General features: G+C 64.6%; 23 protein-coding genes. 8 read left to right on the forward strand and 15 right to left on the reverse strand.

The genetic code is table 11. From position 1 onward, the window contains the following. Window positions 1-138 precede the first annotated feature (138 nt). From N2605_RS29625 to N2605_RS29640, 4 genes are all read left to right on the forward strand, one after another. The gene (locus N2605_RS29625) at window positions 139-978 is read left to right on the forward strand and encodes a protein-disulfide reductase DsbD domain-containing protein (RefSeq protein ID WP_035998237.1); all 840 of its coding nucleotides are present in this window, start codon (window positions 139-141) and stop codon (window positions 976-978) included. Window positions 979-1,054: 76 nt separating this feature from the next. Continuing rightward, window positions 1,055-2,422 carry a flippase gene (locus N2605_RS29630; protein ID WP_425248872.1) on the forward strand — a complete coding sequence of 456 codons (1,368 nt, stop codon included), beginning with the start codon at window positions 1,055-1,057 and terminating at the stop codon, window positions 2,420-2,422. Window positions 2,423-2,473: 51 nt separating this feature from the next. Then, window positions 2,474-2,710, forward strand: coding sequence for a GNAT family protein (locus tag N2605_RS29635; RefSeq protein WP_057028137.1), 237 nt, complete (start codon window positions 2,474-2,476; stop codon window positions 2,708-2,710). Then, window positions 2,707-3,033, forward strand: coding sequence for a type II toxin-antitoxin system RelE/ParE family toxin (locus N2605_RS29640; protein ID WP_225134638.1), 327 nt, complete (start codon window positions 2,707-2,709; stop codon window positions 3,031-3,033). Before N2605_RS29635 ends, N2605_RS29640 begins: the two co-directional genes overlap by 4 nt. Window positions 3,034-3,159: 126 nt before the next feature. Here N2605_RS29640 and N2605_RS29645 read toward each other — a convergent pair whose 3' ends face one another. From N2605_RS29645 to cysG, 12 genes are all read right to left on the reverse strand, one after another. After that, entirely contained in the window at window positions 3,160-3,948 is a 789-nt protein-coding gene (locus tag N2605_RS29645; RefSeq protein WP_225126393.1) for a 3-hydroxybutyrate dehydrogenase, read from the reverse strand. 1 nt (window position 3,949) lies between these two features. Continuing rightward, window positions 3,950-5,125, reverse strand: coding sequence for a DUF3734 domain-containing protein (locus tag N2605_RS29650; protein ID WP_035998231.1), 1,176 nt, complete (start codon window positions 5,123-5,125; stop codon window positions 3,950-3,952). Between the two features lie 79 nt (window positions 5,126-5,204). Further along, entirely contained in the window at window positions 5,205-5,708 is a 504-nt protein-coding gene (locus N2605_RS29655; RefSeq protein WP_035998228.1) for a CAP domain-containing protein, read from the reverse strand. Window positions 5,709-5,815: 107 nt separating this feature from the next. Next, on the reverse strand, window positions 5,816-6,850 hold the full coding sequence (locus N2605_RS29660; RefSeq protein ID WP_035998225.1) for a sulfate/molybdate ABC transporter ATP-binding protein: 1,035 nt from the start codon (window positions 6,848-6,850) through the stop codon (window positions 5,816-5,818). Next, on the reverse strand, window positions 6,840-7,751 hold the full coding sequence (gene cysW / locus N2605_RS29665) for a sulfate ABC transporter permease subunit CysW (protein WP_036021670.1): 912 nt from the start codon (window positions 7,749-7,751) through the stop codon (window positions 6,840-6,842). Before cysW ends, N2605_RS29660 begins: the two co-directional genes overlap by 11 nt. Window positions 7,752-7,760: 9 nt before the next feature. After that, a complete protein-coding gene (gene cysT / locus N2605_RS29670; protein WP_035998220.1) occupies window positions 7,761-8,546 on the reverse strand; it encodes a sulfate ABC transporter permease subunit CysT in 786 nt (261 codons plus the stop codon). A gap of 88 nt (window positions 8,547-8,634) precedes the next feature. Next, a complete protein-coding gene (locus N2605_RS29675; RefSeq protein ID WP_192893080.1) occupies window positions 8,635-9,636 on the reverse strand; it encodes a sulfate ABC transporter substrate-binding protein in 1,002 nt (333 codons plus the stop codon). Window positions 9,637-9,756: 120 nt separating this feature from the next. Further along, complete coding sequence (locus tag N2605_RS29680) at window positions 9,757-10,482, reverse strand: phosphoadenylyl-sulfate reductase (RefSeq protein ID WP_109142443.1); 726 nt, start codon at window positions 10,480-10,482, stop codon at window positions 9,757-9,759. Beyond that, complete coding sequence (locus tag N2605_RS29685) at window positions 10,479-10,994, reverse strand: DUF934 domain-containing protein (protein ID WP_035998199.1); 516 nt, start codon at window positions 10,992-10,994, stop codon at window positions 10,479-10,481. The genes N2605_RS29680 and N2605_RS29685 overlap by 4 nt, the downstream gene beginning before the upstream one ends. Next, window positions 10,981-12,636 (reverse strand): nitrite/sulfite reductase, encoded by a 1,656-nt coding sequence (locus N2605_RS29690; RefSeq protein WP_109142442.1) that lies wholly within the window; start codon window positions 12,634-12,636, stop codon window positions 10,981-10,983. The genes N2605_RS29685 and N2605_RS29690 overlap by 14 nt, the downstream gene beginning before the upstream one ends. Window positions 12,637-12,647: 11 nt before the next feature. Continuing rightward, on the reverse strand, window positions 12,648-12,965 hold the full coding sequence (locus tag N2605_RS29695; protein WP_036021663.1) for a DUF2849 domain-containing protein: 318 nt from the start codon (window positions 12,963-12,965) through the stop codon (window positions 12,648-12,650). After that, window positions 12,962-14,386 (reverse strand): siroheme synthase CysG, encoded by a 1,425-nt coding sequence (gene cysG, locus N2605_RS29700; RefSeq protein WP_225185201.1) that lies wholly within the window; start codon window positions 14,384-14,386, stop codon window positions 12,962-12,964. Before cysG ends, N2605_RS29695 begins: the two co-directional genes overlap by 4 nt. Before the next feature lie 244 nt (window positions 14,387-14,630). Here cysG and cysD point away from each other — a divergent pair, with 244 nt between their 5' ends. The 4 genes from cysD (at window position 14,631) to N2605_RS29720 (ending at window position 20,387) form a co-directional block, all read left to right on the forward strand. After that, a complete protein-coding gene (gene cysD, locus N2605_RS29705; RefSeq protein WP_035998209.1) occupies window positions 14,631-15,425 on the forward strand; it encodes a sulfate adenylyltransferase subunit CysD in 795 nt (264 codons plus the stop codon). A gap of 14 nt (window positions 15,426-15,439) precedes the next feature. Then, window positions 15,440-17,356 carry an adenylyl-sulfate kinase gene (cysC, locus tag N2605_RS29710; protein WP_225139305.1) on the forward strand — a complete coding sequence of 639 codons (1,917 nt, stop codon included), beginning with the start codon at window positions 15,440-15,442 and terminating at the stop codon, window positions 17,354-17,356. A gap of 488 nt (window positions 17,357-17,844) precedes the next feature. After that, window positions 17,845-20,010, forward strand: a complete 2,166-nt coding sequence (locus tag N2605_RS29715) for a malate synthase G (protein WP_260344295.1) — start codon at window positions 17,845-17,847, stop codon at window positions 20,008-20,010. Between the two features lie 176 nt (window positions 20,011-20,186). Next, the gene (locus N2605_RS29720) at window positions 20,187-20,387 is read left to right on the forward strand and encodes a CsbD family protein (protein ID WP_008546815.1); all 201 of its coding nucleotides are present in this window, start codon (window positions 20,187-20,189) and stop codon (window positions 20,385-20,387) included. Window positions 20,388-20,515: 128 nt separating this feature from the next. On the opposite strand, the gene N2605_RS29725 is transcribed toward N2605_RS29720, so the two are convergent. From N2605_RS29725 to N2605_RS29735, 3 genes are all read right to left on the reverse strand, one after another. After that, window positions 20,516-20,671, reverse strand: coding sequence for a Thivi_2564 family membrane protein (locus N2605_RS29725; RefSeq protein ID WP_008546817.1), 156 nt, complete (start codon window positions 20,669-20,671; stop codon window positions 20,516-20,518). Window positions 20,672-20,826: 155 nt separating this feature from the next. Then, the gene (locus N2605_RS29730) at window positions 20,827-21,477 is read right to left on the reverse strand and encodes a DUF2865 domain-containing protein (RefSeq protein ID WP_225149275.1); all 651 of its coding nucleotides are present in this window, start codon (window positions 21,475-21,477) and stop codon (window positions 20,827-20,829) included. Between the two features lie 13 nt (window positions 21,478-21,490). Then, entirely contained in the window at window positions 21,491-22,306 is an 816-nt protein-coding gene (locus N2605_RS29735) for a L,D-transpeptidase (protein WP_260344305.1), read from the reverse strand. Window positions 22,307-22,388 lie beyond the last annotated feature (82 nt).

Below are 22,388 nucleotides of genomic sequence, written 5' to 3' on the forward strand. Positions count from 1 at the left end.
CGAGCACTCCGGTTTCAATTCCTATCCTGATGTCGGGCCGGGCGGCTGTCAAATCAAGGGTTGCGGCGAGTTGATTCGGGTGCATCCATCACAAGCAATTCAATGGTTTGGCCCTGGGTGACCCTGTAAAGACGTGCCATGTCCAGCATTGTTCCCCTGCGTGCGGCGATTGGCGTCGCGACAACCCTGCTCGCGTCGTCGTTGGCTATCGCGGCCCGTGCCGATGACGCATCGCCTTGGCAGCGCGATGGACATTCCGCGGTGCGGCTCCTGGCGGGCTCGCGCAGCGGCGCGGTGCTGCTCGGCGGTATCGCCTTCCAGCTGCAGCCCGGCTGGAAGACCTACTGGCGGTCGCCCGGCGATTCCGGCGTTCCCCCCCGGTTCGACTTCTCCAAGTCCGACAATGTCGAGGCGGTGACGGTGATGTGGCCGGCACCGCTGAAGTTCGATGACGGCGCGGGCGGCCATTCGATCGGCTATCGCGACCAGGTCGTGCTGCCCCTGCGCATCGTCGCCAAGGCCGCGGACAAGCCGGTGACCTTGAGGGCCGAGATCAACTACGCGGTGTGCGAGAAGCTCTGCATTCCCGTAGAGGCCAGCGCCGAGCTCGGCTTCAACAGCGTCGCCTCGACCGAGGACGCGAACTTGCGTGCCGCGCTCGACACCGTGCCGAAGCCCGCCAATATCGGCGACCCCAACCCGCTCACCATTCGCGACGTCAAGCGGGACGGGCCCAAGAACGTAGTGGTCGATGTGGTGGCGCCGGACAGCCGCAAGGTCAATCTGTTCGTGGAAGGCCCGACGCCCGATTGGGCGCTGCCGATTCCGGCGCCGGTGCAGCCCAGCCCGCCCGGGGTCGTGCGCTTCTCGTTCGAGCTCGACGGGCTGCCGCCGGGCGCCAAGCCCGAGGGCGCGGCGCTGAAGTTCACGCTGGTCGGGCCGGAGAAGGCGTACGAGTTCAACACGAATTTGAACTAGCGTCCGCCCAACCGAATCTTAACGAATGGTTGCTAATCCCTCGCCTGCCGCTGCAGGTCGCTGGGGATTGTTCGAATTGGCCGTGATGGATGCACCACCCGCAACGACCGGACCGGCCGGGCTGGTCGCGCGGCTGCGTGCCAAGCTCGCGGGCGGATCGAGCGAGGCGTCGCTGACGCGGCGGCTCGCCGGCACCATCTTCATCATTCGCGTCATCAGCGCCGGCCTCGCTTATGTCTCGCAGGTGCTGCTGGCGCGCTGGATGGGCACGTCCGATTACGGCATCTACGTCTATGTCTGGACCTGGGTGCTGCTGCTCGGCAGCATGATGGATTTCGGCATCTCGGCCTCCGCGCAGAAAATCATTCCGGAGTACCGCGCCAACGGCGCGCACGCGCTGCTGCGCGGCTTCCTGTCCGGCAGCCGCTGGCTGACCTTTGCCGTGTCCACGCTGACGTCGCTCGGCCTTGCTGGCATCGTCAAATTGCTGTCGCCCTGGATCGATCCCGCCGAGGTGCTGCCGCTCTATATCGGCTGCATGACGCTGCCCGCTTTCGTGGTCGCCAACACCCAGGACGGCATCGCGCGCTCGCACGACTGGGTGCAACTCGGCCTGATGCCGCAATTCATCATCCGCCAGGCGCTGATCATCGGCATCACGGCGCTCGCCTTCCTGCTCGGCTATCACCTCGGCGCCGTCGCCGCGATGGTCGCAAGCCTTTGCGCGGTATGGATCGCGATGGCCGGGCAGATGGTGGTGCTGAACCGCAAGCTCGCCGATCACATCACACCGGGACCGAAGGCCTATGACGTCAAGGGCTGGCTCGCCGTCTCGCTACCGATCCTGCTGGTCGAGAGCTTCTACCTGCTCCTGTCCTACACCGACGTGCTGGTGCTGCAGCAATTCCGTCCCTCGGACGAGGTCGGCGTCTATTTCGCCGTGGTGAAGACGCTGGCGCTGGTCTCGTTCATCCACTACGCGATGTCAGCCACGACGGCACACCGCTTCGCCGAATACAATGCCAGCGGCGACAAGGCGCGCCTGTCGGCCTACGTCGCGCATGCCATCACCTGGACGTTCTGGCCGTCGCTGGCCGCGACCATCGTGCTGCTCGCGCTCGGCAAGCCGCTGCTCTGGCTGTTCGGGCCGCAATTCACCGTCGGCTACGACATCATGTTCGTCGCCGCGATCGGGCTCGTGGTCCGCTCTGCGATCGGGCCGGTCGAGCGCCTGCTCAACATGCTCGGCCAGCAGAAGATCTGCGCGCTCGCCTATGCGCTAGCCTTCATGATGAACCTCGTGCTCTGCATCGCGCTGGTGCCGCGCTACGGCGGCCATGGCGCCGCGGCTGCAACCTCGATCTCCCTCACCTTCGAGACGGTGCTGCTGTTCTGGATCGTGCGGCAGCGGCTGGGGCTGCACGTGCTGGCGTTCGGACGTTAGCCATCAGCTTGAGATGATTGGAAACCTCTTCGGCACCTGATATAGTTGGGTATGGCTGCAAGCGATCTGCGAGATCTTCTGGAACGTGCCCAGACTTGGCCCGAAGAGGCCCAGAACGAGCTGGTTGCGATTGCCAGCGAAATCGAGAGCGAACTGCTCGGCGGCGAGTATGTTGCGACGCAGGAAGAGCTGCGAAGTATCGACGCTGCGTTAGCCTCCATAGATCGCGGCGAGTTCGCTACGGATGCCGAGGTCGCAGAAGTCTTCGCGAAATTCAGGCGCGGATGAAGGTCGTCTGGTCCCGAGAGGCGCTTGCTGACCTCGAAGACATTGCAACCTATTATGCCAGCAACGCCAGCCCAGCGATCGCCGATGCCATCGGACGAAGATTTGCGGATGTTATCGAGCGCGTCCGGCGTGCGCCTTTCTCATCGCCACGGGTCACACAACGTTCCCAAGTCCGCGTGGCAACGGTCGTCCGCTATCCATTTCGGATATTTTACCGTGTCACCGGCGAGTTCGTTCATATCGTCCATATCCGCCACGCGTCGCGGCGGCCCCTTGCCGGACTGAACGAGCCGGAAAGCCAATATGGTTCGCCTCGGACCTGAGAACGGCTGGTTCGCAGTAGGCGCGGGAAGAGGTGAGACACCCAGTGCCACTGACGCTGGTCGCGAACAGCGGAAAGATGGTGGGCACGGCGCTGGCACCTTTGCCCACCCTACAGCACTGTGCGCCTACTCCGCGGTCCAGCCGCCGTCTATCGAGAGGTTGGTGCCGGTGATCTGGGCGGCGTCGTCGCTGCACAGGAACAGGGCGAGCGCGGCGACCTGCTCGGAGGTGACGAACTCCTTGGTCGGCTGCGCATCGAGCAGCACATCGTTGATGACCTGCTCGCGCGTCAGATTGCGTGCCTTCATCGTGTCGGGGATTTGCTTCTCGACCAGCGGGGTCCAGACGTAGCCGGGGCTGATGCAGTTGCAGGTGATCTTGTGGGTCGCGACTTCCAGCGCCACGGTCTTGGTGAGGCCGGCGATGCCGTGCTTGGCCGAGACGTAGGCCGACTTGAATGGCGAGGCCACTAGCGAGTGCGCCGACGCCGTGTTGATGATGCGGCCCCAGCCCTTCTTCTTCATGCCGGGCACTGCGGCGCGGATGGCGTGGAAGGCCGAGGACAGATTGATCGCGATGATCTGGTCCCATTTCTCCGGCGGGAATTCCTCGATCGGCGAGACGAACTGGATGCCGGCATTGTTGACGAGGATGTCGACCGAGCCGAACGTCTTCTCGCCGAGCGCGATCATGCCGGCGACCTCGGCGGGCTTGGTCATGTCGGCGGGCGAGTAGACCGCCTTGACGCCGAAATCGGATTCGATCTTGGCGCGCTCCTTCTCGATGTCCTCCGGCGAGCCGAAACCGTTGATGACGACGTTGGCACCGGCGCCGGCGAAGGCGCGCGCGTAAGCGAGCCCGATGCCGCTGGTCGATCCGGTCACGAGGGCGTTCTTGCCTGACAGAGTACCCATTCTATTCGCTCCTTTTTGCCGGGGGCGCGGTGACGTCCCCCGTGAGATCGTAGGTCACCATGGTCTCGCCGGACTGCGGCCGCTCCAGCCAGTCCTTGTGGCGCATCGACAGGTGCACGTCACGAACGCCGGCCTCCCAATGCTCGACCATGGCAATGTGCGAGAAATCGTAATCCTTGGACGAGGATTCGTAGTTCTTGCTGCGGTAGATCAGATGCACCACGGTGACGGTGCTTTCGCGCGACACTTTCGCCAGGAATTCGACGGAAGGATCGTTCTTGAGATAGTCCGGCAATTTGCCGATCAGATCGCGCACGGCCCTGCGGGCGTTGTGCAGCTGCTTGTTCTTGTCGGTGTTCATCCGCGTGCGGCTGGAATAGCGGATGTCCTTCTCGCGCTCGGCGGCCTCCAGCAGCGAGTTCGGCAGGTCGCCGCGCGCGGAAAACAAATCGACCTGAAAGATCAGCATGTCGCGTTCGACCTCGGCATCGAGCACGTAGTCGAGCGGAGTGTTGGAGGCGATGCCGCCGTCCCAATAATGCTCGCCGTCGATGACGACGGAGGGAAAGCCCGGCGGCAGCGCGCCGGAGGCCATGATGTGCTCGGGGCCGATCTTCTTGCCGAGCTTCTTGAACGCGTAATTGTCGAAATATCTGAAATTGCCCGAGGTGACGCCGACCGCGCCGACCGACAGGCGTGTCTTCAGATCGTTGATGCGGTCGAAATCGACGAGTCGCTCCAGCGTCTTCTTCAGCGGCGAGGTATCGTAATAGCTTTCGGCCTCGCGATGCCCCGGCGGCCACAGCGGCGCCGGCGGAATGCGTGGCGTGAAGAAGCCGGGCACGCCGAACGTCGCAATCAGCGCGGCACTGGTGGAATTGAACAGCTCGCGGCTGCGGTCGCTCTTGCCGACCGGCTTCCACGGCACCGGGGCCGACACCATTTCCCAGAATTCCTTGAGCCGCTCGACGCGGGTGTGCCCCTCATTGCCGGCGATGATGGCGGCATTGACCGCGCCGATCGAGATGCCGGCGACCCATTCCGGATCGAAGCCGTAGCCACACAGCGCCTGGAAGGCGCCAGCCTGGTACGAGCCGAGCGCGCCGCCGCCCTGGAGGACCAGGACGCGCTGCGCATTCGTGGGGATTGTTGCGGTTTCCGGACTATGATCGGTCATGCGGGAACAATAGCAAAAGGCTGGCCACCGTGGCGACACTCCGCCGCGACGTCAATGCATCCCCGGGATCAAGTCTGGCTTATCGAGGCTCGGTGGAGGCCAGGATCATGGTCCAGAACACCTTGTATTTGGTGCCTGGAGCATAGCTCGCCGCGATGCCCAATTTTGTGACACCGCTCTTGAGCATGTTCGCGCGGTGCGGAGGCGAGTCGCGCCAGCCGGAAAACGCTTCCGCCAGCGTATGATAGCCGGCCGAGATGTTCTCGACCGCCACGGTGGCAGGATAACCGCCAGAGGCCAGACGCTTGGCGAGCGGCGCGCGGACGTCGTGGTCCATCTTGTTGGCCGCCGCCATCGCGCCCGATTGGGATTCGGCGAGCCGCGTCAAATCCGGGTCGACCACGACCGTACCGAGCCCGTTGTTCTGGCGGTATTGCGAGATCATGATTGCAGCTGCCTGGACGTCGAGCTTGGAGCCCGGCACCGCCATGTCGGCATACATCGACGGCTGCTGGACCGGTGCTTCGTTGCCGGCACAACCGGCGAGCAGCAACATGATGAGAATTGCGGCTGCAGCGCGCATGAATCGGGGCCCCCAAATGAGGGGCTGTTGTTGCATACCAACAATGGCTGAAAGGTGAATTTTGAAGAGAATTTGAGCCGTCATTCCGCGGCGGAATGACGGTTGGCTCAGCCCGCAAAAATCCGGTAGCGACGCGGATTGAGGCCGATGGTGTCGCCGGCGCGCAGTTCCTTGTCGCGGGGGGCGTCGATCTCGATGGTCTCGCCGCCGGACAGGGCTACTTCCGCCCGCTGCACCGGACCGAAATTGCGGACGTGCTGGACCGCGCCCTCGAAGGCGCCGCTGCCGGGCGGGCCGACCAGCATGTCATGTCGCCGCACGAACAGCTTCGACGCGCCAGGCGCAAGCCCATCGGCCGCCAGATCGAGCTGCCGGTCGCCGAGCCGGATCGCACCATCGCCGATCTGGATCGGCAGCACGATGGATTCGCCGATGAAGCCGTGCACGAACGCCGTCGCCGGATTGTCGTAGACGTCGTCGGGCGAGCCGATCTGCTCGATCCGTCCCTTGTCCATCACCACGACGCGGTTGGCGACTTCCAGCGCCTCCTCCTGGTCGTGCGTGACGAAGATCGAGGTGACGTGGATCTCGTGATGCAGCGAGCGCAGCCATTTGCGCAGCTCCTTGCGCACCTTGGCGTCGAGCGCGCCGAAGGGTTCATCGAGCAGGAGGATGCGCGGCTCGATCGCAAGCGCACGGGCGAGCGCGATGCGCTGACGCTGGCCGCCGGAGAGCTGGCTTGGATAGCGGTCGGCGAGCCAGTCGAGCTGCACCAGATCGAGCAGCTCCTTGACGCGCGAGCGGATCGCAGCCTCATCCTTTCGGACCGCGCGCGGCTGCACGCGGAGGCCAAAGGCAACGTTCTCGAACACCGTCATGTGGCGGAACAACGCATAGTGCTGGAACACGAAGCCGACGTGACGCTCGCGGGCTCCTTGCGCCAGCGCGTCCTCACCGTTGAAGGAGACTTCGCCCGAGTCCGGCCAATCGAGGCCGGCGATGATCCGCAGCAAGGTGGTCTTGCCGGAGCCGGACGGGCCGAGCAGCGCCAGCAGCTCACCGTCGTTGACCTTGAGATCGACGCCGTCGAGGGCTGCAAAACTGCCGAATTTCTTGACGAGATTCTTGACTTCAATGGTCACTGGCGTCTTGTCCTTCGTCGAGATGACGTTCGAGAACGGTTTTTGCGATCAGCGTGATCAGCGCCAGCATTGCGAGCAGCGAGGCGATCGCGAAAGCGGCGACGAACTGGTATTCGTTGTAGAGGATCTCGACCAAGAGCGGCATGGTGTTGGTCTCGCCGCGGATGTGGCCGGAGACGACGGAGACCGCACCGAACTCGCCCATCGCGCGCGCGTTGCAGAGCAGGACGCCGTAGAGCACGCCCCATTTGATGTTGGGCAGGGTGACGCGGAAGAAGGTCTGCAGGCCGGAGGCGCCGAGCGAGATCGCGGCCTCCTCCTCCTGCGTGCCCTGCTCCTGCATCAGGGGGATCAGCGCGCGCGCCACGAAGGGGAAGGTCACGAAGGTGGTGGCGAGCGCGATGCCGGGGACCGCGAACAGGATCTGGATGTCGTGCTCGCGCAGCCAGCTGCCGAAATAGCCTTGCGCGCCGAACAATAGCACGAAGACGAGGCCCGAGATCACCGGGCTGACCGAGAACGGCAGGTCGATCAGCGTGATCAGGAAGGTCTTGCCCGGAAACTCGAATTTTGCAATCGCCCAGGCGGCGACGAGGCCGAACACCAGATTGAGCCCGACCGAGATCGCCGCGACGATCAACGTCAGCTTGATCGCCGCCATCGCCTCCGGCTCGGCGAGCGCGGCGAAATAGGCGAGGATGCCGCGCGAAAATGCCTGCGCGAACACGACGACCAGCGGCAGCACGACGAAGACGGTGAGAAACAGCAACGCCAGCGTGATGATGACGATGCGGACAGCGCGCGGCTCGGTGCGCAAATTGTTCCGCGCCGCCGCCGCGTGCGCGCGTGCCTGCGAGTCGGAGGCCGAGAGCGACACGGAATCTGCGATCTGCATCGTCATGGTCCGCCCTCAGCGCGCCGGGATCCGGCTCTGCGCCCAGCGCTGGAGCCGATTGACCGCGAAGATGATGACGAAGGAGACGACCAGCATGACCACCGCAATCGCGGTCGCATCGGCGTAACGGAATTCGGACAGGCGTATCACGATCAAGAGCGGCGCGATCTCGGAGACGTTGGGCAGATTGCCGGCGATGAAGATCACCGAGCCGTATTCACCGACCGCGCGGGCGAAGGCGAGCGCGAGGCCCGTGAGCAGCGCCGGCGCGAGCGAAGGCAGGATCACGCGAACGATGGTCTGCAAGCGGCTGGCCCCCAGGCTGCCCGCGGCTTCCTCGATTTCAGGGTCGAGATCCTGCAGCACCGGCTGCACGGTGCGGACAACGAAGGGAATGCCGATGAAGATCATGGCGACGAAGATGCCGACCGGCGTGAACGCCACCTTGAGGCCGAGCGCGGCGAGCGGCGCCCCCAGCCAGCCCTTCTCGGCGAACAGCGCCGTCAGCGCGACGCCGGCCACCGCCGTCGGCAGCGCAAACGGCACGTCGACGATGGCATCGAAGATGCGGCGGCCGGGGAAGCGGTAGCGCACCAGCGCCCAGACGATGATGCTGCCCATCACCAGATTGACGCAAGCCGCCGCAAAGGCGAGGCCGAACGAGACGCGGAGCGCGTTCAGGGTGCGGCGGCTGGAGAGGATGTTCCAGAACTGCTCGGGGCTGAGCTCAAGCGATCTCAGGAACAGGCCGGCGAGTGGAATCAGGATGATCACGGACAGCCAGGAAAGCGTCAGTCCCATGGTGAGACCGAAGCCCGGCAATGTCCGGCGTCGTGCTGCGAGTGCGCTCACCAGGCCCCCTGCTAAAGCCCCCTACGACAGCGCCCGATCAGTTCTTGTAAATCTGATCGAAAACGCCGCCGTCTGCAAAATGTTCCTTCTGTGCCTTGGTCCAGCCGCCGAAGACGTCGTCGATCGTGAACAGCTCGACCTTGGCGAAGGCATTTTCGTACTTTTTGGCGGTCTCGGCATCACGCGGACGGTAGAAATTGCGCGCGGCGATTTCCTGCCCTTCCTTGGTGTACCAGTATTGGAGGTAGGCGTCAGCCGCATTGCGGGTGCCCTTTTTGTCGGCAACCTTGTCCACGATCGCGACCGGCGGCTCGGCGAGGATCGACTGCGGCGGTGCAACGATCTCGAACTTGTTCGCACCGAATTCCTTGAGGGCCAGGAACGCCTCGTTCTCCCAGGCGAGCAGCACGTCACCGACGCCGCGCTCGACAAAGGTCACAGTGGCGCCCCGGGCGCCGGTATCGAGCACCGGCACCTGCTGGAAGAGCTTCCCAACGAAGTCCTTGGCCTTGTCGGCCGAACCGTATTTCTTTTGCGCAAAGCCCCAGGCGGCAAGATAATTCCAGCGCGCGCCGCCCGACGTTTTCGGGTTCGGCGTGATGACGGCAACGCCCGGCTTGATCAGATCATCCCAGTCCTTGATGCCCTTGGGATTGCCCTTGCGCACCAAGAACACGATGGTCGACGTGTAGGGCGACGAATTCTGTGGCAGCCGTTTCTGCCAATCCGTCGCGGTGAGGCGCTTGCTCGCGATGGCGTCGATGTCATAGGCGAGCGCCAGCGTCACCACATCAGCCTGCAAGCCGTCGATCACCGCGCGCGCCTGCGAGCCGCTGCCGCCGTGCGACTGCTTGATCTCGACGCTCTTGCCGGTTTCCTTCTGGTAGGCGCTCGCGAACGCCTTGTTGAACTCGACATAGAGCTCGCGCGTCGGATCGTACGACACGTTCAGCAAATTGATGTCGGCGGCCAGAGCCGAGCCTGCCCAGAACCCCGTCGCGAGCAATCCTGCGGCGAGCGGAACGATACGGCGCATCATGTCCATCTCCATTCACCTCGACGACATCGGCGTCATCGACGGCAGGCATAACTCGTGGCGAAACGCTCTTGTGTCAACGGAACCCGATTTTCTTGTTCGCTAGCTCGCAGCGTGACTGTGCTACGAAGTCTTCATCGTATGGATGCCGCATTCTGTCTTGGCCCGGCCGCGCCACCGGCCGGCGCGTGCATCCTCGCCCTCAGTCGTTCTGCTGGTGCAAGGCATACACCCAACCGACAGGAATCCTGACACAACCAGAGGGTGCCGCGGCAATTTAGCGCGGGTGAAGATCGCCTCGATCTCCTCGCGCGAGACGTTGGCGAAGGGATTGAACTTCAGCCGCGCGCCATCGTCCTCGACGACCGGAATGTCGGCGCGCGCATTGCCCTGAAAGCGCTTGCGGCCGTTGAGCCAGGCGCCGAACGGCTTCAGCGCACGCGCCAGCGGCTCGACCTTGCGGATGCGGCAGCAGGCGTCGGGATCGGAGAACCAGAGGTCGCGGTCGGGATCTTCGCGCGACAGCGTCTCCTCGGCCGGCTTGATCGAGCGAACGTCCTTCAGGCCCAGCGTCGCAATGAGCGTATCGCGATAGGCCAGCGTCTCCTCGAACAACCAGCCGGTGTCGAGAAAGATCACGGGGATTGCGGGATCGACATCCGACATGACCTTCAACAGCGTCGCCGATTCAGTACCGAACGAGGACACCAGCGCAAGCTTCTCGCGCCCGACCGTCTTCAGCGCCGCGGCAATGACCTCCGCAGGCGAGGCATCGCGCAAGGCGCGATCGAGCTCGTCCGCCGAAGGTAGCGCAGACACGGGCGAAACCTGAGGCGCGATCGCGTTCACGTGCCGACCCCTTCGGAGTGGCGCAATTGCATGCGCCGGTGCAGCGCTGTGATGCGGCCATCGCCGGTCGGCTGGTAGAACACCGAATAGCGCTTCGCGGTCTGCATGAAGGCCTCCGCATCGGCCTGCTTCTTGACCTCGAAGGCATCGAAGCCGGCGCGCAGCATGAACACGAACTGGTCGCGCAGCACCTGACCGGTCGCGCGCAATTCGCCGCGGTAGTTGTAACGTTCGCGCAGCAGCCGCGCCTGGCTGTAGGCGCGCCCGTCACGGAAGGTCGGGAACACCAGCGCGACGGCGGCGATCTGGCCGAGATACGGCACGAGCTCGGCGATGTCGCGATTGTTGGGCCAGATCACCCCGACCTTTCCGGCGCGCTTGAGCAAGCCCTCGGCCTCGCCGAGGAAGCGCTCGGCGGGCACCAGGATGTCGCCGCCCTCGGGCAGCGGCGTGTCGACGGCGAGCTTGACGAAGCGGTCGTCCGTGATCTTTCCGCCATTAACGAGTGGCATAGACGCGCTCCTTGAAGGGTTCGACGCCGAGGCGCTTCACCGTGTCCATGAACAGCTCTTCGGGCCGCTCGCGCAGCGCCAGATAGGCTTCCACGATGTCCTCGACCACGTCGGCGACCTCGTCGAACTTGACGCCGGGACCGATCAGGGTGCCGAGCGCGGCGTTCTCGTCGGCACGGCCGCCGATGGTGATCTGGTAGACCTCCTCGCCGTTCTTCTCGACGCCGAGAATGCCGATATGGCCGACATGGTGATGGCCGCAGGCATTGATGCAGCCGGAGATGTTGATGTGCAGACGGCCGATCAGGTTAGCGAGCTCGTGATTGGCGAAGCGCCGCGTCAGCTCCTGCGCGATCGGAATCGAGCGGGCATTCGCCAGCGAGCAATAGTCGAGCCCGGGGCAAGCGATGATGTCGGTGATCAGGTTGACGTTGGGCGTCGCCAGCCCGAGCTTGTCGAGCGCCTTCCACAGTGCCGGCAGGTCGCGCTTGGCGACGTGCGGCAGCGCTAGATTCTGCTCGTGGCCGACGCGGATCTCGCCGAAGGAATATTTGTCGGCAAGATCTGCCAGCGCGTCCATCTGCTCGGCGGTGGCATCGCCCGGAGGCCCGCCGGTCGGCTTCAGCGAGATCGTGACGATGGAGTAACCCTGCACCTTGTGCGGGGCCACCGAGTTCTTGCGCCATGCCTCGAAATCGGGGTCGGCCGCGGCCTGGCGCAGCTCGTCCGGCATATGCGGCAGCTTCTCGTAAGCCGGATAGGTGAAGCGCGAGCGGATGTCCTCGATCACCTCCTCGTCGATCTGGAGCGAGGAGTTGCGGATATGCTGCCACTCGTCCTCGACCTCGCGCGAGAATTTCTCGATGCCGAGCTCGTGCACCAGGATCTTGATGCGCGCCTTGTAGATGTTGTCGCGGCGGCCGTACTGATTGTAGACGCGTAAGATCGCCTCGATGTAGCTGAGGATGTCGCGGCCGTGCACGAAGTGCTTGATGGTCTTGGCGATGAACGGCGTCCGGCCGAGACCGCCGCCGACCAGAACCTCGAAGCCGGTCTCGCCCTTCTCGTTCTTGATCAAGCGCAGGCCGATGTCGTGGATCTTGATCGCGGCGCGGTCGTGGTCCGAGGCGGTGATCGCGATCTTGAACTTGCGCGGCAGGAACGAGAATTCCGGATGCAACGTGGTGTGCTGGCGGATCAGCTCCGACCAGATGCGCGGATCCTCGATCTCGCCCGGCGCGACGCCGGCCCACTGGTCCGAGGTGACATTGCGCATGTTGTTGCCGGAGGTCTGCATCGCGTGGATGCCAACCTTGGCGAGGTCTTCGAGTGCATCCGGCAGCTCGGCGAGCTTGATCCAGTTGAACTGGATATTCTGCCGCGTGGTGAAGTGGCCGTAGCCGCGATCGTATTTGCGCGCGACATGGGCGAGCGCCCGCATCTGGTTCGTCGCCAGAGTGCCATAGGGAATCGCGACGCGGAACATATAAGCGTGCAGCTGCAGATAGACGCCGTTCTGCAAACGCAGGATCTTGAACTCGTCCTCGGTGAGCTCGCCGGAAAGGCGCCGCTTCACCTGGTCGCGGAACTCCGAGACGCGCTCGTTGACGAGCGTGCGGTCGATTTCGTCGTAAGCATACATAAGTGGGTGCCTTAAACCTGGGCCGGCTGTCCGATGGTGACGCCGGTGCGGCGAATCTGCTCGCGCAGATTGCCGGGCTGGACCTTGCCATCGTCGCCGATCTGCACCGGCGCGATATAGGGGCCGATGGCGCCGACGTCATCGGCCACGGCTTCCGCAAGCAACGCCTTGGCCTCGTCGGAGTTGCGCACGATCGCGGCTTCCGACAGCTCGGCGGACCAGCTGTTGGCGGCGGTGCGGTAAACCACGATGCCGTCCCAGGTGCGGTTGGCGGTCACGACCGAGGGGCCGGCGATACGGATCTTCTTTTGTTCGAGCGGAGAGGTCATTCGGCTGCATCCAATAGGTCAGAGATGATTTGTTTGGGTGTCTGGCGGCGAAGCGAGCCGGCATGCCGGACCACGTCGCCGATGATGAGGATGGCGGGACCGCCATGGATCCGCCGCACCAGTTCCGGCAGATCGCGCAGCGTGCCAATTGCGCCTTGCGCATCGGGCCGCGTGACGCGGGCGAACACGCCGACCGGCGTCTCCGGCGAGCGGCCGGCCGCGAACAAGCCTGCGCGCACGGCGGGCGCTGCGGTCATGCCCATGTAGACCACGACGGTCATCTTGGTGTCGGTCAGTGTCGACCAATCCACGTTCTCTGCATCGCGGGCCTTGTGTGCGGTGAGGAAGGTGATGCGGGTCGCTTCGTGACGATAAGTGAGCGGCACCTCGAAATCGGCAGCGGCGCCGAGCCCTGCGGTGATGCCGGGAATGATCGAATAGGCGACGCCGGCGGCGCGCAACGCTTCCACCTCTTCGCCGCCGCGGCCGAACACGAAGGGATCGCCGCCCTTCAGCCGCACGACGCGCTGGCCCGATTGCGCGGCCTCGATCATGCGCTTGTTGATGGCGTCCTGGCCGATGCCGGGCTTGCCCACGCGGCGGCCGACCGCAAAGCGCGTGGTGTCGCGGCGAATGCGGTCGAGAATCTCGGGCGAGACCAGCTCGTCATAAAAGACGATGTCCGCGTCCTGCAGCGCGCGCAGCGCCTTGATGGTGAGCAGATCGGGATCGCCGGGGCCAGCGCCGACCAGCGCGACGGAGCCTTCCGGCTTGTCGGCGCGCGCGAACGCGGTGGGATCGGAGATCGCCTTGAGCGATGCATCGGCTTCGCTGTTGCGGCCGGCGAGCATGGCGGCGCCGATAGGACCGTCGATGACGCGCTCCCAGAAGCGGCGGCGCAGCGGAAACTCGGCGATGCGCTCGTTGATCGACTTGCGGAAGGTGCCGATGAACTCGGCGAGCTCGCCAATGCGCGCCGGCAGCAGCGCCTCGATCTTCTCGCGCACGCGCCGCGCCACCACCGGGGAGGTGCCGCCCGTGCCGACCGCGACCACGACATCGCCGCGATCGACGATGGCCGGAAAGATGAAGCTGGAATGCTCGAGGTCGTCCATGACGTTGACGGGCAGGCCAGCCGCTTTGGCGCGAGCCGACATGGCGACACCGACATCGCCTGCGCCGGCGCAAACGACGGCGATGACGCCGGAAAGATCCGCCGTGAGCGGATCGCCCGCCGCGATCTCGATGCGCGCGGAGTCTTCGGAGCCGAGGCCAAGGTCATGATTGCCGTCGATCGCATGCACGCGCAGGCGCGCGCCGGCAGCGGCGAGCACGCGCAGCTTGGCGCGCAAAAGCTCGCCCGTCCCGATGAGGACCACCGGGCCGGCCTTGAGATCGAGAAACACCGGCAAGAACCGCATGTGATACTCGCTTCCCCACAAACGGGGTTGACTGGAATTATTTTCTATATATGTCTCGTTTCGAGCGCGCAAAGAGAAAATTTTTTCTTCTCTTCCGCACCGCAACTATAGAATTTTCGCCTCCAAACGCAAAGTGGCAGAGATGCATCTTCTCAAGGACGATTCCGCTGCTGATCGACTGAGCAATCCGGCGCTGGCTGAGCGCGTGCGCGCGCAAGAATTTGCTGCCGAACTTGCCTCGAGCATGGACCATCTCGACCAGCTCGAAGCGCAGAGCATCTACATCTTCCGTGAGGCCTTTGCCCGGCTGAAGAAGATTGCCCTGTTGTGGTCACTCGGCAAGGACTCCAACGTCATGATCTGGCTGGCGCGGAAAGCCTTCTTCGGCAAGATGCCGTTCCCGGCCCTTCACGTCGATACCGGCAAGAAGTTTCCGGAGATGTATCGCTTCCGCGATCATTACGGCAAGGAATGGGATCTCGATCTGCGCGTCGAGCCCTGCCCGCCGATCGATGCCGTCGACCCAACGCTGCCGCCGGCCGCCCGTTCCGCCGCGCGCAAGACCGAGGGCCTCAAGATGGCGCTCGCAAAGTATGGCTTTGACGGCCTGATCGCCGGCATCCGCCGCGACGAGGAAGCAACGCGCGCCAAGGAGCGGGTGTTCTCGCCGCGCGGCTTGGAGGGCAATTGGGACGTGCGCGACCAGCCGCCGGAATTCTGGGATCATTTCAACGCCTCGCCGCCGCAAGGCGCGCATCTGCGCATCCATCCGATCCTGCATTGGACCGAGGCCGACATCTGGGCCTACACCAAGCGCGAGAACATCCCGATTATTCCGCTGTACCTCGCCAAGAACGGCAAGCGTTATCGCTCGCTAGGAGACCAGGACATCACCAATCCGGTTGCCTCGAATGCCTCGAACATCGACGAGATCCTGATCGAGCTCGAACAGACCAAGGTGCCGGAGCGCTCGGGGCGCGCGCTCGACCACGAGACCGAGGACGCCTTCGAGCGCCTTCGCGTCGCCGGCTATCTCTGATCAAGGACGCGGCCATGAACATGATCGTCACGTCAGCCTCGCCCGGCACGCCGAACGGCACCACGCGTCCCCAGGTCCGCATCGTCATCGTCGGCCATGTTGACCACGGCAAGTCGACCCTGGTCGGCCGCCTCCTGCATGAAACCGGCAGCCTGCCCGAGGGCAAGCTCGAAATGCTCAAGGCCGTCAGCGCGCGGCGCGGCATGCCGTTCGAATGGTCGTTCCTGCTCGACGCGCTGCAGACAGAGCGCGACCAGGGCATCACCATCGACACCACCCAGATCCGCTTCCGCACCAATTCGCGCGACATCGTGCTGATCGATGCGCCCGGCCACGCCGAATTCCTCCGCAACATGATCACCGGCGCCTCGCAGGCCGACGGTGCGGTGCTGATCATCGACGCGCTGGAGGGCGTGCGCGACCAGACCAGGCGGCACGGCTATCTCCTGCATCTGCTCGGGGTGAAGCAGGTCGCCGTCGTCGTCAACAAGATGGACCGCGTCGATTTCTCCGCCGCACGCTTCAAGGACATCAGCGACGAGATCTCCGCGCATCTGAACGGCCTCGGCGTGACGCCCACGGCCGTGATCCCGATTTCCGCGCGTGACGGCGACGGCGTCGCGATGCGCACCGACCGCATCTCTTGGTACAAGGGACCGACCGTGGTCGAGGCGCTTGATCACCTCGAGCCGGCGCGTCCGCTGGAAGCGCTGGCGCTGCGGCTGCCGGTGCAGGCGATCTACAAGTTCGACGACCGCCGCATCGTCGCCGGCCGCATCGAATCCGGCAGCCTGATTGCCGGCGACGAGATCGTGATCATGCCGGCCGGTAAGATCGCCAAGATCAAGACGGTCGAGAGCTGGCCGGCGACGCCGGTAGCGGGCCGTCAGGGCGCCGGCCGCTCGGTCGGCATCACGCTCGACCGCGAATTGTTCATCGAGCGCGGCGACATCATCGCGCATGCGGGCAGCGCCCCGCGCGAGACGCGGCGGCTGCGCGCGCGCATCTTCTGGCTGCACGACAAGCCGCTTGCCAAGGGCGACCAGCTTTTGGTGCGCTGCGGCCCCAAGGAAAGCCGCGCCACCGTGGTCGCCATCGAGAAGGCGGTCGATCCCGGCGAGCTCTCGAGCAGCGAGAACAAGGCGATCGGTCGCAACCATGTCGGCGAGATCGACATCTCCCTGTCCAATCCGATCGCGACCGATCCCTACACCGAAAATCCGCGCACCGGCCGCCTCGTGATCGAGGTGTCCGGGCGCATCGCCGGCGGTGGCCTGGTGCTGTCGGTCGATGCCGGCCAGCGTGCCGTGCCTGTCGACATCGTGCCGGTGGAATCGGCGCTGCGTAGCGACGAGCGCTCGGCCCGCTACCGCCACAATGGCGCCGTGGTCTGGCTTACCGGCCTGCCGGCCTCCGGCAAGTCGACGCTGGCGCGGGCGCTGGAGCGGCGTCTCTTCACCAATGGCGGCTCGCCGATCCTGCTCGATGGCGACACGCTGCGCGCCGGGCTCAACAGCGATCTCGGCTTCTCCGCCACTGATCGCAGCGAGAACATCCGCCGCCTCGCCGAGGTCGCGACGCATCTCGCCCGCAACGGCCACATCGCCATCGTCGCGGCGGTCTCGCCCGCGCGCGAAGATCGCGCCGCCGCGCGTCGCATCGCCGACACCGCGTTTCGCGAAATCCATGTCGCGACGCCCGCCGAGGTGTGCGAGGAGCGCGATCCCAAGGGCCATTACAAGAAAGCCCGCGCCGGCGCACTCGCCTCGTTCACCGGCATTGGCAACGACTACGAGAAGCCTGAGGCCGCCGAGCTCGTGATCGATACGTCGAAGCGGACGGTTGCGGAAGCGGCCGACGAGATCGAGCAGATGCTGAAGGCATCAGGCGTGCTGTTCGACGAGCTCGTGGACCTCGCTGCGAATATTTGAGGCACGCGCATTCGTTGATGCGCTCGCTGCCGCCCACACGGGCGGTGCGTCCCTCCCCCTTGCGAGCCCTTGCGGGGGTGGGCGATCGCATATGAATTGCACGAGGACTGTCTGCGGGCTTGCTCCGCCTCTCCCGCTTGCGGGAGAGGCCGACGCGCTCGCAGAGCGCGGCGGGTGAGGGCTCTCGCTGCATAGGGACATCCTCAGTTAATCTCAACAATCCCGACGCGGAGACACCCTCTCCCCAACCCTCCCCCGCAAGCGGGGGAGGGAGCGCAGTTGTGCGCGTGGTGCGGAGCTGGGCTCAAGTCTGTAACGGCGTACCAATCCAGATCCTCGCCTTGACATTTTGACAAGCTCCCGGGGGTCTTCTCACGGCCTCTTTTTTGGGGCTAATAGGCCCCCGAAAGCCGCCCCGCGTGGGCGCATTTTGCTGCTGTCGGGTCAAAAGCAGCCAAAAACAGCCATTTCCAACAAGAAAGCCCATCATGAAACGCGTCGACGCCCACGGATTGAAGATCGCACCCGTCCTGTTTGACTTCATCGCCAAGGAAGCGGCCCCGAAAACCGGGATCGCGCCGGATGCGTTCTGGGCCGGGCTGGCCGGCATCATCAAGGAGCTGGGACCGAAGAACCGCGAGCTGCTCGCATTCCGCGACAATCTGCAGGCCAAGATCGACGACTGGCACCGCGCGGGCAAGGGCAAGGCGTTCGACCTCGATGCCTATACCGCCTTCCTAAAGGAGATCGGCTATCTCGTCCCGGAGCCGGCGACGCAGAAGGTCGAGACCGCCAATGTCGACGAGGAGATCGGCAAGATCTGCGGCCCGCAGCTCGTGGTGCCGCTCACCAATGCGCGCTACGCGCTGAACGCAGCGAATGCGCGCTGGGGCTCGCTCTATGATGCCTTCTACGGCACCGATGCGATCCCGCACGACCCTTCCGAGAGCGGCAAGGGCTACAACAAGGCGCGTGGCGACAAGGTGATCGCCAAGGCCAAGGCGTTCCTCGATAACGCGGTGCCGCTCGCGACCGGCAGCCACACCGACGTGACCGGCTATAGCATCGTCGCGAGCCAGCTCGCGGTGAAGCTGAAGAGCGGCAACGCCACCGCGCTGAAGAACGCCGCGCAGTTCGCGGGCTTCCAGGGCGATGCGGCTGCGCCGAGCGCCGTGCTGCTCGTCAACAACGGCCTGCATATCGAGGTCAAGATCGACCGCAGCAGCGCGATCGGCAAGGACGATCCGGCCGGCGTCGCCGACATGATCATGGAGGCCGCGGTCTCCACCATCCTCGACATGGAGGACTCGGTCGCCGCTGTCGATGCCGAGGACAAGGTGCTGGTCTACCGCAACACGCTCGGCCTGATGAACGGCACGTTGTCGGCCGATTTCGAGAAGGGCGGCAAGACGCTGACGCGTTCGCTCAATTCCGACCGCCTCTACAAGACGCCGGACGGCAAGGGCGAGCTCAAGCTGCACGGCCGCAGCCTGCTGTTGATGCGCAATTGCGGTCACCACATGTTCACGGACGCGGTGCTCGACGAGAAGGGCGAAGAGGTTCCGGAGGGCCTGCTGGACGCCGCCGTCTCGGGCCTGCTCGCGATCCACGACCTCAAGGGCAATTCCAAGGTCAAGAACAGCCGCACCGGTTCTGCCTACATCGTGAAGCCGAAGATGCACGGCCCGGACGAGGTCTCGCTGACCTGCGAGATTTTCGACCGCGTCGAGAAGATGCTCGGCCTGCCCGAGAACACGCTCAAGGTCGGCATCATGGACGAGGAGCGACGCACCACCGTCAACCTCAAGGCCTGCATCCAGCGCGCCTCCAAGCGCATCATGTTCATCAACACCGGCTTCCTCGACCGCACCGGCGACGAGATCCACACCTCGATGGAAGCGGGTCCGATGATTCGCAAGAACGAGATGAAGGCGCAGGCCTGGATCAAGGCCTATGAGGACTGGAACGTCGACATGGGCCTGATCGATGGCCTGCCCGGCCACGCCCAGATCGGCAAGGGCATGTGGGCCGCGCCCGACAAGATGGCGGACATGCTGGCCCAGAAGCTCGGCCATCCGCAGGCCGGCGCCACCACCGCCTGGGTGCCCTCGCCGACCGCGGCGACGCTGCACGCGCTGCACTACCACCAGGTCAACGTCATCGCGCGCCAGGAGGAACTCGCCAAGGGCGGACCGCGCGCAAAGCTGTCCGACATCCTCACCATTCCGGTGTCGAAGTCGAACTGGGCGCCCGATGACGTCAGGCAGGAGATCGACAATAATTGCCAGGGCATCCTGGGCTATGTCGTGCGCTGGATCGACCAGGGCGTCGGCTGCTCCAAGGTGCCCGACATCCACGATGTCGGCCTGATGGAAGACCGCGCCACCTTGCGCATCTCCAGCCAGCACCTTGCCAACTGGCTGCACCAGGGCGTGATCACCGAGGCGCAGGTGATGGAATCGCTCAAGCGCATGGCGGTCGTCGTCGACAAGCAGAACGCGTCCGATCCCATCTACAAGCCGATGGCGCCTGCCTTCGACGGCGTCGCCTTCAAGGCTGCCTGCGACCTCATCTTCAAGGGGCGCGAACAGCCGAACGGCTACACCGAATACATCCTCACCGCGCGCCGCCGCGAGGCCAAGGCTCTTGCATAAAGAGGCTCTTGGATAAAGAGGCGCTTGGATAAGCGCGCTCGGCTGAGCAAAGTCACGGGAACATCGAAGCCCCGGCCGAACCCGGGGCTTTTTTGTTGGGCGAAACGTCGCGCTGTGTCACGGAACAGGCTGCGTGCGCCTCGCGTTGTCGGGCCATCAACCAACGGGAGATGGTCATGGACTGGAATCGGATCGAAGGAAACTGGAAGCAGTTCAAGGGATCGGCCAAGGAGAAATGGGGCAAGCTCACTGACGACGACCTCCAACTGATCGAGGGCCGCCGCGAGCAGCTTGAGGGCCGGTTGCAGGAGCGTTACGGCAAGGCCAAGGACCAGGTTCGTCAGGACGTCGACGACTGGCTGAAGTCGCTGCACTGAAGCGGCACGAACGAAGCCCCGGCTCACGCCGGGGCTTTTGATTTGAGGTGTAGCCCCGGATGGCGTGAGGTGCGATCGGGGCCGTCGTTGCGGCCCGGATACCGCTTCGCTTGTCCGGGCTGCGATTGCTAGAACACCGCCAGGTATTTCAGCAGCGAAACGATGCCGATGATGATGACAATCACGCGCGCGATCTGCTTGGCGCGGCCATCCATCGGCAGCATGTTGATGAGATAGAGCACGAGAATGACGACGAGAAAGGTGACGAGTACGCCGACCAGCATCGCGAGGCCCCCTTCAGGCAATTGCTACGCTGTTCTAACGCGCTGCACCCAAGCCGGTTCCATCTCGGAAACCCTGCCGCGCAACGTCCCGCGGCGGGCCTAGTCCAGCATTTGGCCGTCCGACAAGGTTCGGACGCCGTCCGATAGGGCGCTCCCTACTCCTTCGCCACCACCGGGACTTGACGGAATCTGGCACGCACCGATTCCGGCAGCGGCGAGAAATTCATCGCGACGCCACGGCGGTCATTGGCGTTGCGGCTGGCGACCACGAGGCCGCCGGCGCCCGCGACGATGTCGCCCTTGCGCAGGGTCGGGTCGTCCTCGACCTTGACTGATGCGAGCCCAACCGGGTCCTTGCCGTTGCAGGTACAGCCCGCGACGATCTCGTTGCGGTAGCGGTATGCATTTGGCAAGTCCGAATAGGATTTTCCCTTCTCAGTCGCGGCATCGTCGATGTTGCCGCCATAGACCAGCGAGGTCTCCGAGGCCGGGCAGAAGCTCTTGCAGGATTGCGCCTTGCTCTCGGCATCATTGCCTTGTGCCGGGAAGTAGCGACCGTCGCAGCTGCGCACGCAATAGGCGGTGCCGCCGCCGTAGGACGCGCGCTGGCGTGGCGCCTCATAGCGCGGCATATCGTCGGTGGGGAAAGGCATCCGGATTTCCGGCGGCGGCCGCATCCGAAAGCCGCCGAACAGGCCCGAGAAGAAATCCTGCGCATGCGCCGACGGCGCCATCGCTAGCCCGGTGGAGACGACGACGACAATCGCCGCTCCGCCCGCCAGTTTGTCAATCAGCCGTCTCGCCATAGGACCTCGCAGACTAATTCACGGCCGACGTGGTCATGTTCAGCGCCTGCCGACCCGAAGGCAGCGTCGTCACGGCCGGACGCTTGCGCACGGGATCACCTCCCTTCGCCATTAGCGGCGCGTTCTTCGGCAGCACCACGACCTTGGCGCCGACATTGACGCGGCTATACAGGTCGACGACGTCCTCGTTGGTCATGCGGATGCAGCCGGACGAGACGAACTTGCCGATGGTGGAGGGATCATTGGTGCCGTGGATGCGGTATTGGCTCGAGCCGAGATACATCGCGCGCGCACCGAGCGGGTTGCCGGGCCCGCCGGCGACGAAGCGCGGCAGATAGGGCTGGCGCGCGATCATCTCGGCCGGCGGATGCCAGTCCGGCCACTCGGCCTTGCGGCTGACGCTTTGCACGCCCGACCAGGTAAAGCCCTCGCGGCCGACGCCGACGCCGTAGCGGATCGCGCGGCCGCCTCCGAGCACGTAATAGAGATAGGTGCTGTTGGTATCGATGACGATGGTACCGGCCGGCTCGCTCCGGTCGAAGCCGACGATCTGCCTGCGCAGCCGGTCGGGCAATTGGGCATCCTCATCGGCGACCTGCGGCGCCCCGTTGATGTCATCCTGCGAATAGCCTTGTTCCTGCAAGTGTTGGCCCTGCAAGTATTGGCCCTGCGAGTAAAGGTCCTGCGGATACACCCGCTGCATCGGCGCATAGCCGAAGGTTTGGGCGCTCGCGGTGCCCACCGGCACTGCGAGAAGAGCGGTTGCGAAGGCGAACGCGCCGACGGCGCGCGGCGAGAAGCTACGACGGACTGCAAACAACTTTGTCATGAGCTGCCCCGTTGGGTGTGCATCAGGTGATGCGCTGCCTCAACAAACTCCGCCGGCTCGATCGAAGTTCCGGCGCAGCGTG

Source organism: Bradyrhizobium yuanmingense (assembly GCF_025200905.1).
Lineage (GTDB): Bacteria > Pseudomonadota > Alphaproteobacteria > Rhizobiales > Xanthobacteraceae > Bradyrhizobium > Bradyrhizobium yuanmingense.

What these genes read in the sequence shown, in the direction of transcription:
- N2605_RS29625 (WP_035998237.1), top strand. Translation starts at nt 139, where the DNA reads ATGTCCAGCATTGTTCCCCTGCGTGCGGCGATTGGCGTCGCGACAACC.
- N2605_RS29635 (WP_057028137.1), top strand. Translation starts at nt 2,474, where the DNA reads ATGGCTGCAAGCGATCTGCGAGATCTTCTGGAACGTGCCCAGACTTGG.
- N2605_RS29640 (WP_225134638.1), top strand. Translation starts at nt 2,707, where the DNA reads ATGAAGGTCGTCTGGTCCCGAGAGGCGCTTGCTGACCTCGAAGACATT.
- N2605_RS29645 (WP_225126393.1), bottom strand. Translation starts at nt 3,948, where the DNA reads ATGGGTACTCTGTCAGGCAAGAACGCCCTCGTGACCGGATCGACCAGC.
- N2605_RS29650 (WP_035998231.1), bottom strand. Translation starts at nt 5,125, where the DNA reads ATGACCGATCATAGTCCGGAAACCGCAACAATCCCCACGAATGCGCAG.
- N2605_RS29655 (WP_035998228.1), bottom strand. Translation starts at nt 5,708, where the DNA reads ATGCGCGCTGCAGCCGCAATTCTCATCATGTTGCTGCTCGCCGGTTGT.
- cysW (WP_036021670.1), bottom strand. Translation starts at nt 7,751, where the DNA reads ATGACGATGCAGATCGCAGATTCCGTGTCGCTCTCGGCCTCCGACTCG.
- cysT (WP_035998220.1), bottom strand. Translation starts at nt 8,546, where the DNA reads ATGGGACTGACGCTTTCCTGGCTGTCCGTGATCATCCTGATTCCACTC.
- N2605_RS29675 (WP_192893080.1), bottom strand. Translation starts at nt 9,636, where the DNA reads ATGATGCGCCGTATCGTTCCGCTCGCCGCAGGATTGCTCGCGACGGGG.
- N2605_RS29685 (WP_035998199.1), bottom strand. Translation starts at nt 10,994, where the DNA reads ATGCCACTCGTTAATGGCGGAAAGATCACGGACGACCGCTTCGTCAAG.
- N2605_RS29690 (WP_109142442.1), bottom strand. Translation starts at nt 12,636, where the DNA reads ATGTATGCTTACGACGAAATCGACCGCACGCTCGTCAACGAGCGCGTC.
- N2605_RS29695 (WP_036021663.1), bottom strand. Translation starts at nt 12,965, where the DNA reads ATGACCTCTCCGCTCGAACAAAAGAAGATCCGTATCGCCGGCCCCTCG.
- cysG (WP_225185201.1), bottom strand. Translation starts at nt 14,386, where the DNA reads ATGCGGTTCTTGCCGGTGTTTCTCGATCTCAAGGCCGGCCCGGTGGTC.
- cysD (WP_035998209.1), top strand. Translation starts at nt 14,631, where the DNA reads ATGGACCATCTCGACCAGCTCGAAGCGCAGAGCATCTACATCTTCCGT.
- cysC (WP_225139305.1), top strand. Translation starts at nt 15,440, where the DNA reads ATGAACATGATCGTCACGTCAGCCTCGCCCGGCACGCCGAACGGCACC.
- N2605_RS29715 (WP_260344295.1), top strand. Translation starts at nt 17,845, where the DNA reads ATGAAACGCGTCGACGCCCACGGATTGAAGATCGCACCCGTCCTGTTT.
- N2605_RS29720 (WP_008546815.1), top strand. Translation starts at nt 20,187, where the DNA reads ATGGACTGGAATCGGATCGAAGGAAACTGGAAGCAGTTCAAGGGATCG.
- N2605_RS29725 (WP_008546817.1), bottom strand. Translation starts at nt 20,671, where the DNA reads ATGCTGGTCGGCGTACTCGTCACCTTTCTCGTCGTCATTCTCGTGCTC.
- N2605_RS29730 (WP_225149275.1), bottom strand. Translation starts at nt 21,477, where the DNA reads ATGGCGAGACGGCTGATTGACAAACTGGCGGGCGGAGCGGCGATTGTC.
- N2605_RS29735 (WP_260344305.1), bottom strand. Translation starts at nt 22,306, where the DNA reads ATGACAAAGTTGTTTGCAGTCCGTCGTAGCTTCTCGCCGCGCGCCGTC.